Annotated in this window: 14 protein-coding genes; 10 read left to right on the top strand and 4 right to left on the bottom strand. The window is 54.6% G+C overall.

Translation table 11 applies throughout. The annotated features are described in order from the left end of the window. Nucleotides 1-6: 6 nt before the first annotated feature. The 4 genes from RT644_RS02335 to RT644_RS02320 all read left to right on the top strand — a co-directional run bounded on the left by RT644_RS02335 (nucleotide 7) and on the right by RT644_RS02320 (nucleotide 3,684). Nucleotides 7-936 carry an ABC transporter permease gene (locus tag RT644_RS02335; RefSeq protein ID WP_313625410.1) on the top strand — a complete coding sequence of 310 codons (930 nt, stop codon included), beginning with the start codon at nucleotides 7-9 and terminating at the stop codon, nucleotides 934-936. Further along, nucleotides 926-1,732, top strand: a complete 807-nt coding sequence (locus tag RT644_RS02330) for an ABC transporter permease (protein ID WP_313625408.1) — start codon at nucleotides 926-928, stop codon at nucleotides 1,730-1,732. The genes RT644_RS02335 and RT644_RS02330 overlap by 11 nt, the downstream gene beginning before the upstream one ends. Nucleotides 1,733-1,757: 25 nt before the next feature. Further along, nucleotides 1,758-3,182 (top strand): aminobutyraldehyde dehydrogenase, encoded by a 1,425-nt coding sequence (patD, locus tag RT644_RS02325; RefSeq protein ID WP_313625406.1) that lies wholly within the window; start codon nucleotides 1,758-1,760, stop codon nucleotides 3,180-3,182. A 280-nt stretch (nucleotides 3,183-3,462) separates the two neighbouring features. Beyond that, on the top strand, nucleotides 3,463-3,684 hold the full coding sequence (locus RT644_RS02320; protein ID WP_016495990.1) for a hypothetical protein: 222 nt from the start codon (nucleotides 3,463-3,465) through the stop codon (nucleotides 3,682-3,684). Nucleotides 3,685-3,740: 56 nt separating this feature from the next. Here the strand turns inward: RT644_RS02320 and RT644_RS02315 are convergent, their stop codons facing one another. Further along, nucleotides 3,741-4,196, bottom strand: coding sequence for a hypothetical protein (locus RT644_RS02315; RefSeq protein WP_016495991.1), 456 nt, complete (start codon nucleotides 4,194-4,196; stop codon nucleotides 3,741-3,743). 724 nt (nucleotides 4,197-4,920) lie between these two features. On the opposite strand from RT644_RS02315, the gene RT644_RS02310 reads away from it, so the two are divergent. From RT644_RS02310 to RT644_RS02285, 6 genes are all read left to right on the top strand, one after another. Beyond that, complete coding sequence (locus RT644_RS02310) at nucleotides 4,921-5,610, top strand: VIT family protein (RefSeq protein ID WP_016495992.1); 690 nt, start codon at nucleotides 4,921-4,923, stop codon at nucleotides 5,608-5,610. 31 nt (nucleotides 5,611-5,641) lie between these two features. Then, nucleotides 5,642-6,178, top strand: a complete 537-nt coding sequence (gene cybB / locus RT644_RS02305) for a cytochrome b561 (RefSeq protein WP_313625403.1) — start codon at nucleotides 5,642-5,644, stop codon at nucleotides 6,176-6,178. 53 nt (nucleotides 6,179-6,231) lie between these two features. Next, on the top strand, nucleotides 6,232-6,474 hold the full coding sequence (locus RT644_RS02300; RefSeq protein ID WP_313625401.1) for a hypothetical protein: 243 nt from the start codon (nucleotides 6,232-6,234) through the stop codon (nucleotides 6,472-6,474). 225 nt (nucleotides 6,475-6,699) lie between these two features. Continuing rightward, nucleotides 6,700-6,873, top strand: coding sequence for a GhoT/OrtT family toxin (locus tag RT644_RS02295; protein WP_071925283.1), 174 nt, complete (start codon nucleotides 6,700-6,702; stop codon nucleotides 6,871-6,873). A 96-nt stretch (nucleotides 6,874-6,969) separates the two neighbouring features. Further along, nucleotides 6,970-7,143 carry a GhoT/OrtT family toxin gene (locus RT644_RS02290; RefSeq protein ID WP_017456865.1) on the top strand — a complete coding sequence of 58 codons (174 nt, stop codon included), beginning with the start codon at nucleotides 6,970-6,972 and terminating at the stop codon, nucleotides 7,141-7,143. 65 nt (nucleotides 7,144-7,208) lie between these two features. Next, nucleotides 7,209-7,970 (top strand): alpha/beta fold hydrolase, encoded by a 762-nt coding sequence (locus RT644_RS02285; protein ID WP_313625399.1) that lies wholly within the window; start codon nucleotides 7,209-7,211, stop codon nucleotides 7,968-7,970. A 36-nt stretch (nucleotides 7,971-8,006) separates the two neighbouring features. Here RT644_RS02285 and RT644_RS02280 read toward each other — a convergent pair whose 3' ends face one another. From RT644_RS02280 to RT644_RS02270, 3 genes are read right to left on the bottom strand one after another with little or no spacing between them, the layout of a single operon-like run. Then, nucleotides 8,007-10,181: a virulence factor SrfC family protein gene (locus RT644_RS02280; RefSeq protein ID WP_313625397.1), complete on the bottom strand. Its 2,175-nt coding sequence runs from the start codon at nucleotides 10,179-10,181 to the stop codon at nucleotides 8,007-8,009. After that, the gene (locus RT644_RS02275; protein ID WP_045508256.1) at nucleotides 10,178-13,159 is read right to left on the bottom strand and encodes a virulence factor SrfB; all 2,982 of its coding nucleotides are present in this window, start codon (nucleotides 13,157-13,159) and stop codon (nucleotides 10,178-10,180) included. The genes RT644_RS02280 and RT644_RS02275 overlap by 4 nt, the downstream gene beginning before the upstream one ends. Nucleotides 13,160-13,163: 4 nt before the next feature. Further along, nucleotides 13,164-14,531, bottom strand: a complete 1,368-nt coding sequence (locus RT644_RS02270; RefSeq protein WP_313625394.1) for an SrfA family protein — start codon at nucleotides 14,529-14,531, stop codon at nucleotides 13,164-13,166. Nucleotides 14,532-14,803: the final 272 nt, after the last annotated feature.

The following is a 14,803-nucleotide window of genomic DNA, read 5'->3' as shown; positions in this document are numbered from 1 at the left end:
AGGGTGATGAGTATTGCGCAACATTCGCCGCGCCGCCTCAATCTTAGCGCCATCTTCTGGCGCAAACCGGTGTACGGGCTGCTTTTGCTGCTGCTCGGCCCGCTGATGTGGTTTGGCATTGTCTATTTAGGTTCACTGCTCACGTTGTTATGGCAGGGGTTTTACACCTTCGATGACTTCACCATGTCGGTCACGCCGGATTTAACGTTCGCCAATCTGCTGGCGCTGTTTAATCCGGCCAATTACGACATCATTCTTCGTACCCTGCTGATGGCACTATGTGTGACGGTAGCGAGCGCCATTCTCGCCTTTCCGATGGCGTGGTATATGGCGCGTTATGCGCAGGGCAAATGGAAAGCCTTCTTTTATATCGCAGTGATGTTGCCGATGTGGGCGAGCTACATCGTTAAAGCCTACGCCTGGACGTTGCTGCTGGCGAAAGATGGCGTGGCGCAGTGGTTTTTAAGCCATCTTGGGCTGGAGCCGCTACTTGCTGCGTTTTTGACACTACCCGCCGTGGGCGGCAATACGCTCTCCACTTCAGGATTGGGCCGTTTTCTGGTGTTCGTCTATATCTGGCTGCCGTTTATGATTTTGCCGGTTCAGGCGGCGCTCGAACGCTTACCCCCGTCGCTGCTGCAAGCTTCAGCCGATTTAGGCGCCCATCCGCGTCAGACCTTCCGTTATGTGGTGTTACCGCTGGCGGTACCGGGCGTGGCGGCCGGTTCGATATTTACCTTTTCGCTGACGCTGGGGGATTTTATCGTGCCGCAGTTAGTTGGCCCGCCGGGCTATTTCATCGGCAGTATGGTTTATTCGCAGCAAGGGGCGATTGGTAATATGCCGATGGCCGCCGCGTTTACCCTTGTACCGATGGTGTTGATAGCCCTTTATCTGGCGTTTGTGAAACGCCTGGGAGCGTTTGATGCACTCTGAACGCGCACCGTTTTTGCTCAAAGTCGCCACCTGGGGCGGCGTCATCTTTCTGCACTTTCCGCTTTTGATCATCGCCATCTATGCTTTCAATACTGAGGATGCCGCGTTCAGCTTCCCGCCGCAGGGCTTCACGCTGCGCTGGTTTAGCGTGGCGGCGGCGAGGGGAGATATTCTCGATGCGGTGACACTGTCACTGCAAATCGCGGCGCTGGCGACGGCAATTGCCCTGGTTCTTGGCACACTTGCTGCAATGGCCTTATGGCGCAGCGAATTTTTCGGTAAAAACGCCATTTCCTTGCTGCTGCTGTTACCGATTGCTTTACCGGGAATTATCACCGGGCTTGCGCTGTTGACCGCGTTTAAAGCGGTCAATCTGGAGCCGGGCTTTTTCACCATCGTCGTGGGGCATGCCACGTTCTGCGTCGTGGTGGTGTTTAACAACGTGATAGCCAGGTTTCGGCGAACCTCCTGGAGCCTGGTCGAAGCATCAATGGATTTGGGCGCGAACGGCTGGCAAACCTTCCGTTATGTGGTGTTACCCAATCTGGGTTCGGCGCTCCTGGCGGGTGGCATGCTGGCGTTTGCGTTGTCATTTGACGAAATCATTGTCACCACGTTTACCGCAGGTCACGAGCGTACGCTGCCGCTGTGGTTGCTCAACCAGTTGGGGCGGCCGCGCGATGTGCCCGTCACCAACGTTGTGGCGTTGCTGGTAATGCTGGTGACGATGATTCCGATTCTGGGGGCCTGGTGGCTGACCCGTGATACCGACACGATTGCCGGAACCGGCAAATAACTGACCATGCTAAAAGGACTGAACTATGCAACATCAACTGCTTATCAATGGAGTACTGGTTAACGGCGAAGGTGAGAAGCAGCCCGTTTATAACCCGGCTACCGGTGACGTGTTGCTGGAGATCGCCGAAGCGTCTGCCGCGCAAGTCGACGCCGCCGTGCAGGCTGCCGATCGCGCGTTTGCCAGCTGGGGGCAAACGACGCCTAAGGTGCGCGCCGAATGCCTGCTGCAACTGGCGCAGGTGATTGAGGATAATGCGGAAACTTTCGCCCGGCTGGAATCCCTCAATTGCGGTAAGCCTCTGCACTGTGTCCTGAATGACGAAATTCCGGCGGTAGTGGATGTGTTCCGCTTCTTCGCTGGCGCAGCGCGTTGCCTGAATGGGCTGGCGGCAGGTGAATACCTGGAAGGGCACACGTCGATGATCCGCCGCGATCCGCTGGGTGTGGTCGCCTCGATTGCGCCTTGGAACTACCCACTGATGATGGCGGCCTGGAAGCTCGGCCCGGCGCTGGCGGCGGGTAACTGCGTGGTGATCAAACCGTCGGAAATTACGCCTCTCACCGCGTTAAAACTGGCGGAACTGGCGAAAGATATCTTCCCGGCGGGTGTACTGAATGTGTTGTTCGGGCGCGGCAGCACCGTGGGCGCTCCGCTGACCGGCCATGAAAAAGTGCGCATGGTTTCCCTGACGGGCTCGATTGCCACTGGTGAACACATTATTGGTCATACTGCCTCGTCGATTAAGCGCACCCATATGGAACTCGGCGGCAAAGCGCCGGTGATCGTCTTTGACGACGCGGATCTCGATGCGGTGGTGGAAGGCGTTCGTACCTTCGGTTTTTACAATGCCGGGCAGGATTGCACTGCCGCGTGCCGTATCTACGCGCAAAAAGGTATTTACGACGCACTGGTGGAAAAACTGGGTGCGGCGGTCGCCAGCCTGAAAATGGGCGCGCCGGACGATGAATCGACAGAGCTTGGGCCGCTCAGTTCCGCAGCGCATCTGGCGCGAGTTAGCAAGGCAGTCGATGAAGCCAAAGCGCTCAGCCATATTCGTGTGGTGACCGGTGGTCAAAGGCATGAAGGCGCAGGCTATTATTACCCGCCAACGCTGCTGGCAGGCGCAAAACAGGAGGACGCTATTGTACAGCGGGAAGTGTTTGGCCCGGTGGTGAGCGTCACGGTGTTTGATGATGAGGAGCAGGTGCTGCGCTGGGCCAACGATTCGCAATATGGCCTGGCGTCATCGGTGTGGACCAGGGATGTGGGTCGCGCGCATCGCCTGAGTGCGCGTCTGCAATATGGCTGCACCTGGGTAAATACGCATTTTATGCTGGTGAGTGAAATGCCGCACGGCGGGCAGAAACTCTCAGGTTATGGCAAAGATATGTCGCTCTACGGCCTGGAAGATTACACCGTAGTTCGCCATGTGATGATCAAACATTAATCCACAAATAAACGCCACGGACGGCGTTTATCGCGTTTATTTCCTTAGGAAACATGAGGTAAATCGCATAGTAAATTAAGTGTGTTGTTATTAATGAAAAACTGGTTTAATAATAGCCAGCCATCAGCGGAGTGGCGAAATAAAAACATTTAAATAAAACCGCACACAGACATTGCCCCGATTGGTTGTCACATGAATGTCATCAGCGCGAAAAATGGCAGTCATTACTGTGGGCAAGAATGTCTGGCTTTTAAAAAAATCAGGCAAGGAAAAAAGAGTAATGAGTAAAATCGTAGTCGTGCTCGTACCAGGGGGCGCGTCTGAATTTTTGACCGTTGAAGATGGCGAAACCTCGGTACAATGGGCGATAGCGGGGCTTGATGGCGGGGCGGCAAGTGCCAGCATGCCTATCGAAACCTACTATTGCGAAGGTGAAGAGTTTTATTTTGCCCGCGTTGAAAGTCTCGCGGGTAATGAAACGGCACCCTCCATGCTGAATTAAAAAATAAGGGCTCATCAGAGCCCTTATTTATTTAACAATGCAATTAATTTGCAGGCTTACCTTTTCAGGAATACTTCATTTTCACGCGGTGCCCAATCTTTCTCTGAAAAATCATAGGTCGAGAAGGGCTCATCTTTTACACCCTGCGAACGCAGAACGGCGCGCACTTCCGCCGGCAGCGTTTCATCGCGGAATAATTCTGCCAGCACGAACATGGCATCAATAAACGAGAGTTGTTTTACTTCAAAGGGTTTCCAGCCGGTGCGTTTAAATATTAAATGATAAAGCGCCTCTTCACCGGCAAGCGGAACGAAGCTGCTGGCGTACTTTTCCCGGTGGCGAGAGAGCAACACTTCAAGGACGAATATCTGCGCGATGCGCTGCCGGGCCGCATTACCCCGGGCGGTATCAGTGGTCATATCGACGTGCGTTATGTCATTGTTTTCACGCACCCGAACTTCTATGGCTTGCCACAGGTCGTCATATTTCTGCATAACCTTACCTTGTTTCATCTGATGTCTGCCTTGCCGGTAGACAATATCAGAGATGATCGCGGCTCGCCAAACTTCCCGACATTATTAGCGGCCGCAATAACACATCAGTTAATCCTTAAGTTAAATTACTGGATATATCGTTTCATTGCCCTTCGTCTACCACGCTGATGCGATACCATGCATTTTCAAACAGGAGACACAGGGCAACGCGGATTAACCTTGTTTTATTATTACTGCCCTCATCGTCAGCCATAAAGTGGCAATGTGCAGCTCAGCAAGCGTTGCCAGATACCGCCATTTATTTGCATTAACATCGTTCCCGAACGCATTGAAGCATCTTGCAAATACTGCTTTGCCCATAATGGTGAAAGCGATCAGATGTTTTATCCTTTTTTATTGTCAGGCGACACGAAAAAAATCAGTGGCTAAATCAGAAAGAGAATGAATACCATCAACAATCACTCCCTGCGTTACTGATAATATGCCACTAAGCATCCGCATAAGCGGTGAAATAAAATTAATGCCAGCGCTGGCAGATGTTTTTGTGTACGGGCTGAACGTTACTGACACCCATTATCATTACGCATACGGCTGCCACGCGAAATAAAAAACAGATTTGGGATTATACTCAGGTGATCTTAATGTGGTGTTAAGGCTGAGAGAATAAATTACCGGCTAACGCAGCTTTTTAATATCAGTAATGTATGAATTATTAATTATTGATTAACAGGAAAACCGCACAATGCATCTGGAACGACACAGTATCGGAACAGTGGGATGGTTAAGGGCGGCAGTGCTGGGGGCAAATGACGGTATCGTGTCTACAGCGAGTCTCGTGCTCGGTATTGCCTCGGCGGGCACTCCATCATCAGGTATTTTGTTGGCAGGGATTGCCGGGCTTGTCGCGGGCGCAATGTCGATGGCAACCGGAGAATATGTCTCCGTTTCCTCCCAGACAGATACAGAAAACGCAGCTCTCGCTCAGGAGAAAAGGGAGCTGGTTGACGACTATGAGGGCGAAGTGCTGGAGCTGACTTCGTTGTACATTCAGCGGGGTCTGGAGCCTCTTCTTGCTCATCAGGTTGCACAGCAGCTTATGGCAAAGGATGCGCTGGACGCACATGCCCGTGAGGAGCTGGGACTGACGGAAACCAATTCGGCACAACCTCTGCAAGCGGCCATTTTCTCGGCGCTGAGTTTTTCTGCGGGCGCGGTGTTGCCGTTGATTGTTGCATGGCTGGCGCCCGCAACACTGGTTTTTCCCTTCGTCATCCTTTCCACACTCTTTTCACTCACTCTCCTTGGCTATATCTCATCGATTGTGGGCAAAGCATCACCATTGAAAGCGATACTCAGAATCACTTTCTGGAGTGCCATGGCAATGGCTGTATCAATGGGCGCAGGCACACTCGCTGGCCATGTACTGGCTTAGAAGATCGTTTAATTCTCAGGAAAGATAAGAAATGAAAAAATATTCGGGTAGTCAGATAGCGTTACACTGGCTGGTTTTATTACTGATTGCGATAACGTACGCAGCGATGGAATTTAAGGGTATTTTCCCTAAAGAGTCTGCAGGGCGTTACTGGATGGCTATTACTCATTATACGTGTGGCGTTTCTATATTTATTCTGATGCTGGTCAGAATGATATTCCGGTTTGTTACGCCGGAGCCACCGGTTGTCCCACCATTACCACAATGGCAGAAACTCAGCGCCACTGTTGTTCATTTTATTTTATATGCGCTTTTTATCGTACTTCCTCTTCTTGGTGTAGTTTCGCTCTATTTTGGGCAGAAAGATTGGGTTTTCTTGTTTATTACAATGCCCGTAGCGGGCGTTAAAAATACCTTTTTACAACACAGCCTGAAGGAAATTCACGAATTACTGGCTAACATCGGTTATTTCATCATTGGTATACATGCCGCGGCAGCCCTGATGCATCACTATATCTGGCGGGATAACACGTTAAAAAGAATGATGCCGGGGAAATTCAGGGATTAAGCAGGCGTCACGAAACTTTTTATTTGAGCAGACCCGAACGCTGGTGACACGCTATGCTGTTCAGCGCTTATCCGCGGCAGAGCAGGGTCTGCAATATCCTTCACTGGCGTCGCCAGATCGCTGGCTCGGCAGCCTTGCAGAATCTTGTAATGAGCGCTGGGTTGTTTCGTCCGGGACAACTCGGCAGTGCCTACCGCCTTAATACAGGCAAGATTTACCATGCTTCTCTTTTTCTTCATACCGACATGTCGCAAGCGATTGCCAGCGCGCTTTGCCCCGAAACGTTTTGTCACTGACAAAATCAGCATTCTGTTCAGCAAATTACACGGTTGTGGCACAGCGGCGTGAAGCGTATTGGCAGGTCGAAGGCCGAGACAGTGCTTACTGCTTCTTTCGAACTATCAGCCTGTTAAATCAAAGCTCGCCGCTACACCTTTCGTGGTAATCCTTATTCGACTTGATATATATCAATAAAAAGAGCATATTGCGTTCGTTTTGTTATTTCTGGGTTAATGTTTGTTATGTCGTTATACCAAAAAATGTTGGTTTTCTACTTTGTCATGGCGCTGATTTGCGCGCTGATAACCTGGTTTCTTTCTCACGATCGTAAACGTATTCGCCTGCTGAGCGCGTTTTTAGTGGGGTCGACATGGCCCATGAGCTTCCCGGTTGCGCTGTTATTTTCCATATTCTAAATTTTGCCAGCAAAGCGTGACGGCGAAAGCGATAACGCCTTGAAAATTAGTGCAACATGTTAGGCGGATGTTTTACCTAAGGACAGGAGACAGACGTTGGAACTCTACACCAAACTGCTTATTTTCTACGTTGTCATGGCGGTGTTATGCGCCGTGGCAACCTGGTTTCTCGCCAAAGATAGCCGCAAAATCCGCCTGCTTAGCGCTTTGTTAGTCGGTGCGACCTGGCCCATCAGTTTTCCCGTCGCGTTACTTTTTTCTCTCTTTTAATCGTGTCCTTGCCATAATGCTGTGATACTGTATATAAAAACAGTATTACAGCAGAGAGGGCAGGTATGAACAGTCTCTATTCGCTCCACGCGCAGGCGCAGGTGCGCTGGCACGCGTTACCGGGCAAAGGCGATCCGGTGGTTTTTATTCATGGGCTGGGCTGCGCGTCTTCGTACGAATACCCGCGCATCGTCGCCGATCCGGCGTTTGCTGGCAGGTGCGCCATTCTTATCGATTTGCCGGGCTACGGTTACAGTGAACGTCCGGCGAGCTTCTCTTATCGCACCAGCGATCAGGCGCAAGTGGTGATTGAACTGCTGGATCATCTTGGGCTCGACGCATTCTGGTTATACGGCCACAGCATGGGCGGCAGTATCGCCATTGAAGTCGCTTCGCGTATCCCGCAGCGTGTCAACGCGCTGGCGGTATCTGAACCTAATTTTCACGCCGGTGGCGGGGCGTTTAGCCGCATTATCGCGGCCCAGGATGAGGCCGATTTTGTCACCTGCGGCTACGCGGCGATGCTGGCGCAGGAAAAAACTGCCTGGGCCGGAAGCCTGCAAAGCAGCGCGCCCTGGGCAGTATGGCGTGGCGCGAAAAGCCTGGTTGATGGTATTGAGCCGTCGTGGATGTCGTTATTTGCCCGGTTTCCGCACCCTAAAACGCTGATTTTTGGCGAGCTGTCACTACCTGATAACGATGCCGACAGTGTGCTGCAACAAGGGATTGAGCTGCGCATTATTCCGCGAGCCGGTCATTCAATGTCTGACGAACAGCCCGCCTTACTGGCACAGTCATTAGCGGCATTTATTGCGGAACACGAGTAAAAAGAAACCCGGCACATTTGCATGGCCGGGTGATTTTCAGGGAAGCAGGGATTTGAGTTTTTTGCGCGCCGCCGGGCTGATATCCAGCGGATGGCTGTAACCAATGTTTTCGATAGCCCGGTGGTACAACGCCACCAGCCAGTCATAAACATAGCGGGTGGCGGCGTGTACCGGCTGTTCGCTCAGACGGGTTAACCGCGCCTGGGTAGCGCCATCCGTACCGCTGGAAAAAATGGTACTGCCTTTGTTGACACGGCTTTCCGGGCGATCCGCTTGTGCGATCTCCGCATAACCCAGCCAGGCGACAAAGTTACCAATCGCGGCGTACAGTTGCGCGGCACATGCGGTATCGCGCTGCATAATTTTTTGCAACTGATCGGGTAAATTCAGCCGGTAGCTGCTGACGATAACAATCTCCGCCATCTGGCGCAGCGTGGCAGGGCTGAGCCCCAGACGCGCGGCATTATCATCGTTGCGGCTCCACTGGCGCACATGGTTGACCCACAAGGCATGCGCCTGCTGACCGATATCTTTCGACACCGCCTGCGGTTCGCTGCTTTCTGCGGATTCAGCAAACAGATCGATAGATTCATTAAACAAGCCGCTGACTTTCTCTTCGCGCGGCTGCTGAACTTTCCACAGCGTATCGAACTGCTGCATATCCGGCTGTAAACCTTCCAGCAACTCACCATGGCGTGAAGCCTGGCCTTGCAGTTCCCGCACCACGGACTCCGCGCTCGCGCGTTGCGCCGCCGCGTCTTTCGCGGCGGTGGCAAGCCAGGGTTGCAGCAGATCGCGAAGGGCGCGCTGATGGCGCTCAGTCAGCGCTTTCAGACGCTGCTGACGCAGGCCAGGCGCTGTCGCCTGCACCAGCCACTCCAGCAGACGCTGCAGACTGCTGGCATCCAGCGCCTGCAACGTTCCCCAGTGCTGACCCGGTTTACCGATGAGCTGTTGTACGGCTTCGTCCAGATTCTGTGCCAGCGTAAAGCGCGCATCCTGCGGCGTAATCGCCCAGACCAGCCCCGGCAGCGCCGTTTCCTGACCGGATTGTGTCTCCTTGACCCAGTTTAATAATGCGCGCGCAGTGGCTGCGGTTGCTGAGCGCTCCAGCGTCGCATTGCAAATCATCAACACATCCGGTTGCAGGCGCTGGCGGTAACTTTCCAGCAACCAGCGGCATTTGCTACGCCACAACGGCTGGCCATCCTGTGGGCCCGGTGTCGGAATATCGAGAATATCCACGGCCGTTAACACCGCGTTTTCCACCGGCAACACCAGTTCGCGCGTAATCAGCGCAAGGGTGGCCAGCGGAATACTGACCGCATTGTGCAACTGCTCGTTTGACCACGGGTGAACCACCACTTCGTCATGGATCTCATCGCTACCGGGTTCCGATGGCGTTAAGAAACCATCCGTTGGCAGGGCAAAGGTATCCACCAGAATACTGAGCGGCGCCGCCAGTTCCTGCGCGTTCCCGGTCTGGTGAAGGGTGTGCGCCAGCGACAACCACTGCTGCGTGAGTTCCTGCTGCTCGCCCCATAACAGCGACCAGGCGCTGGCACGGGCGCTGAGATCGAGGGATGGCAACAGGCAGGCAAACTGATACCACAGCGCATCATCCATCTGTTGCTGCGACGAAGGCACTGCCGCGCGCCAGAAGCGGGCAATCGCGCCGATATCTTCCGCCGTGATCCCCGGCACCGCATTCGGCTGGCGCAGTGAGCGCCATTTCGCGACGCGGTCTTCGATCACCGATTTATCAACGGCGCGCAATTCCGGCTGCTGAACGGCATGAGCGATAAAGATCTGCACCAGCTCGGCTTCGCTGATAATGCGCAGGCACAGCGGGAAACCCTCATCCATCGGCGCGAGATGCTGGCTAAAGCGCAGCGCCATGCTGGTCAGGGCATGGCCGGGATTGATATGGGTGAAGTAATCCAGTGTTTTTTCGCCGGGACGTACATTAAGCCGCCCGTTACCGCTGCCGCACAGGGCTGTCAGCAGATGCGCTTTGGCCGCTTGTGAATGACCATACAACCCAACGGTGCAGGGCGCGTCAACCGCTTCACGCAGCGCGCTTTCCTCGGCGGCGGCAGTCGTCAGACGCGACAGCAGCGCGTCGGCATCATCATCCAGTAAAGGTGCGTGCTGGCGGTTTTCGTTGATCCATGTCGCCAGTGCCTGGGTGGTTTTTACGCTCGCACTCATTTCAGATACACACTCCCGCTGTCGATCCAGTAATGGCTGCCGCTATGGCGGCGATCGGCCAGCGTATTCAGTTTAAAAGTTAACGCGTCTGCGGCGACCGGCGTACCGTCCTGGAGCCAGGCCTCACTCAAGGTGAACGATTCCGGCCCGTGCTGTTTATTGCCGCCGCTGAACTGCAAACGGACATTCAGCACGCCGTCGCCCGCGATGGTTTTCGCCAGTTCCTGCGAGTTGATACTCAGCGTGTAGAGCGGCGTAGCCGGCCAGCGGGCGTTCGCGAGCTGGCGGAAACCGAGCGTAACATTGCCGCGCAGCGGGAAGTGTAAACGCGCGTCCAGTTTCGCGCCGGGTTTATCAAGGTCGATATCGTGATACCAGATATTCTCATCGCGCAAGGTATTGACGACGTTATCCAGCACACCGAGGTAGCGCACGGTGGAATAGGCACCGATGTCCGCCGCTTTAAAGTTAAAACGCGGCAGACGCAAATCGAGCGCCAGGCTGCACAGCATCGCGCCAACGGCGGCGGTTGATTTCGGGTTGCCGATCTTACCCTGCTGGCTGAACGGATACCACTCATGTACGCGGTATTTATCAAGCCAGATCATGCGGTTAACCGGCACGGGTTGCAGGTGGCGAATCAGCGCCTGCACGCCGGGTAAGCAGCCAGGACGGCCGGTGATCAGCAGCACATCGCAGCAGTAGTGGCTGATGGCTTCGCAAACCGCATGCAGCGGAGCGGTCAGGGTAAATTGTCCGGCCAGCATCGCATCCTGCAACTCGCGGAAATTGACCTGCAGCGGGACAGCCAGCACATCGAATTCCGCTGAACCGGACGGCAGCGCATGATCGATCGCCTGCTTCAGGTAGTTCATGACATTGCGCGTCGGCAATTGCGTGAGCAGTTCGCCGAAGGTTGCATGCAATCCGGCGAGCGGATCGTTAATGTCGCTCTCTTCCCACGCGGCAAGAATGGCGTGACCAATCGGCATAAACAGTTGCAGCGTCGTCTGCTGGCGCAGTACGGCCTGAGTATCAATACGCCCGGAATCGCCAAACAGCGTCGCCATGATCGCCGCGGCATCGGTAATGCCCGCTTTCTGCATCTGCGTTTGCAGCGCCGGCAGCACACAGCGCTGAATGATATCCAGCAGAATGTCATCCCCGGCGACTTTAAACCCTTCGCGGAACAGCAGTTGCGGGGTGATTTTGACGTTACTGCCGGTGCCATCATCCAGTTGATAATGGGTGATCGCCATATCTGTCGTGCCGCCGCCGATATCGACGGAGGCCACGCGCAGCGAACGGCCTTTTACCGCGCCAGGAGCTTCTTCGCGATCCGGACGGGCAAGCGAGGCGAAAAACGTTTCAGTTTGCCCGGCAAAACGGGAAATCGCTTCGTTATACAGCCATACCAGTTGGCCACAGCTGGCTTCGTCCCACTCCATCTGAATGTGCGGCACGGGCACCACGCTTTTTTCCTGCTGTTTGCGGTTAGCAAAGTCTTCATCCTGCGGATGCCAGCCCATGGCTTTCCATACCAGCGCGATGGCCTCAAACATGCGGCGACGGAAAATTTCACGCTCCTGCTTCGGCATCGCCGAGGGCAGGGTAAGAATAATGGTGCGCAACTGGCGCGGTGACGCCGGAAAACCCAAACGCAGACGCGTGGCGACACTGTTGATCTGCCCGAGCGCCTGCGACAGCAATTCACACAGCATGTGAGTCATCAGCGTGCTGCGGCTGTACTGGGGGGAGAAGACCGGTAAACGCTCATCCAGCGGCAAGCTATACAGAGGCTGGCCTTCGTCGTTCATCAGGTTCATTAACGGGAAGGCGGTCGCCAGCGGTTCGCGCTGGGTTTTGCTGTTCATCTGGCTAAAGCGCCAGTCCTGCAATACCGGTGTTTCGTCCCACAGATAGCGGCGCGGGCTGGAGATACCGCTATTGCCTTCAGTACCAAGGCGCTGCGTTGCCAGTTTGCGGGCTTCATCGCCCACGCGGACAATAGAAGGCCAAATAAAGGCGTCTTCGCGACCGCTCTCGACCGAGAAGTGCTGTTTGCCGAAGCGCGCTTCAGAAAACTCGAGACGGCTGGTAAACAGCGGCTCATTGAGGAACTGAGGCTCACTGAGCGAACGCACCTGCAATTCCGCCGTCTGGCGCAACCCATCGTTGGCATCGCCGTGATCTTCAATGATCACGCCGCAGGTGTGGGTGTTGCCAACATCCAGAATCAGATCGACCGGGATCGCCGGGGTGCTCAGCGTGTGCGTGACGATTTTGACTTCCGGCACCTGCAATTGCATGCCGAGCAGGCTCATCAGATTCAGCCAGTGCGCCTGGTATTCAAAACCGCGCAATGCCTGGTTAATTTCGCGCTCACTGCGGGTTTCGTGTTGCGTAATGAATTGCAAAAACGCTTCGCGCAGCCAGCCATCGACCCAGGTTTGATCGAGGAAATCCGCCACTTCGTCGTCACGCCAGGCCAGTGAGAACCGCGTACCATTGAGAATATCGTTTTCCTGCGGCGCCAGTGCGGCAGGCGAGTTGCCGTTAATCTGGCTGTCGAGCGCCAGCGCCACGCGGTGGGTATTTCCGGCGCTGTCCGGTTCGCTGAGCTTGCGGATCTGCACGCGCGCCCAGTTATCCGGGCCTTCAACGAAAGTACGGGGCGGGTTGAAACGCAGGAACGGGATCGGCAGCCAGATACCATCGAGGATCGACAACGAATATTGCAGCGAATGTGTGCTTTCGGGTTTTACCACTTCCGGCTGACCGCCGTCGCGGTTCGGCAGCGTATAACGCTCGTTGACCAGATCGAAATCCAGACGCAGCAGCGGGCCGTTGGCGGTTTTACGCACAAATCGACCGCTGTTGGCGGAATCCTGCGGTGTCAGGCCAAAATCAAGAAACTGCACGCCGCTATTGGCAATCAGCGTCACGCTCTGTTTGTAGTCGCAAAGATTAACCAGCATAAACTCAGTCACCTGTTTTTCTGAACGTCACCGGAACGGTGGTGTTGGCGTCAAAACGCGCGCTGCATTCCGCGACGTCATTGCTGCTTGCTTTACAGGAAATTTCCGGCATGGGGTAACGCGTCCCGTCGCTGCAACGTGCGTTGCTGCGGCTCTTAATCAGCAGTTCGCCGGTTTCATGCAGGCCGGAGAACAGATCGGCGCGGCAGGTCACATTTTTACCCATCACAATACGCGCCGTCCCTTTATTGTTCTGGATCTGGTAACGCACGGCAGGGGCTTTGCCAGTGACCGGATCTTTCACATCCATCGTCACACGCCAGTTACCGTTAAGGAATTTGGTGGAGCCAATTTTCACTTCTAGCGCATCCATCACCAGTACATCTTTCGGGATAGAGGCGATAACCACCGGCCCTTTGTCAACCGGTTTGACTTCCGGTGTTTTGACCGCAGGCGCAACAATTTCAGCCTGATGCAGCGGCAATTTCCCCGCCAGTTCAGGCAGCGGCTCGGCTTGCATCGGCGGCGGCGCAATAGCGACCGGCTCTGCTTTTGGTTCGGCGGGGGCAGGGGCAGTCGCAGGCGCTTGTTGTTGCTGATTAAGCACCAGCGGCACGGCAATTGCCGCCGCGACTGCCGCGGCAACGGGCAATGCCCACAGACCGTAGCGGCGGCGTTTTTTCACCACCGGTGCAGGTTCAGGCTGAGGAGCGGGTTCAGGGGCAACCACCGGTGCTGCTTCCTGCACGGGCGGTGCGGCTACGGGCTGCGGTTTGATTTCCGCTTGCGGCGTGAGTAGCGGCGCATCTGCCTGGCTGAATGTCACCTCGACAGCGGGCTCTTCTTCCGGCTCTGGCTCCGGTTCGATAATAATTTCAGGGATTTCTGGCTCCGGCTCTTGCAGGCACTCGAGCACATTTTCGCGGGCGCTTTCATTGAGATTCACAAAGCCCCAGAAGGTGATGACCGGTTTGCCATCAACAAGGAAAACATGGTTTTCGCCGGGGAATTGCAGCGCTTTTTCCAGCAGCGAGCCAAACAGTTGCTGCGCGGTTTTCGGTGATTGCAGGCATTTGCGGCTCAGCGCGGCCGCGCTGTCCAGCGTGCTCTCAAGGTAACGCAGCGCACGGGCGCGCGCCTCGGGTTCCGCCGCTTTCCATGACTGGGCGCGGCCATCAATGGGCGAATACCAGTCGACACGATCCCCTTCATCATTGACCTGGGGTATTGCCAGGCAATCTACCAGCGCCTGCTGCTTACGCAGACGCAGTGCTTCACGAATTTGCAATGCCGAATCGAATACGGCCTGACCGCCGCCGCCAACGGCCTGGAAATCATCCAAATCGCCGCTACGCAAGAGAGTTTTTGCCACGTTTTCATCCCATAGACTTCTTCACGCGTCTACTATACGCAAACTTCTTACCAGTAAAAGGCAGAAGAAAGCGCAAAACCATTGAATTCTCGACGCATTGAGCGCGTCGAACCCGCTTGACGGCACGAAATTTATTTAACGCAAATTTATTCATTAATAATGGTGGATATTTCAGCAAAAACAAATGCTTTAGAATAACCTGATGCGGAATCATTATTTGCCAGTTCTCATCTGCTGTGCTGAGATTAATGCTCCATATAAAAAAAGAAGGC

It is taken from the genome of Kosakonia sp., from assembly GCF_032104925.1.
Lineage (GTDB): Bacteria > Pseudomonadota > Gammaproteobacteria > Enterobacterales > Enterobacteriaceae > Kosakonia.
Note: the sequence above shows the minus strand (reverse complement) of the source record. Positions and strands in the feature narration are given on the sequence as shown.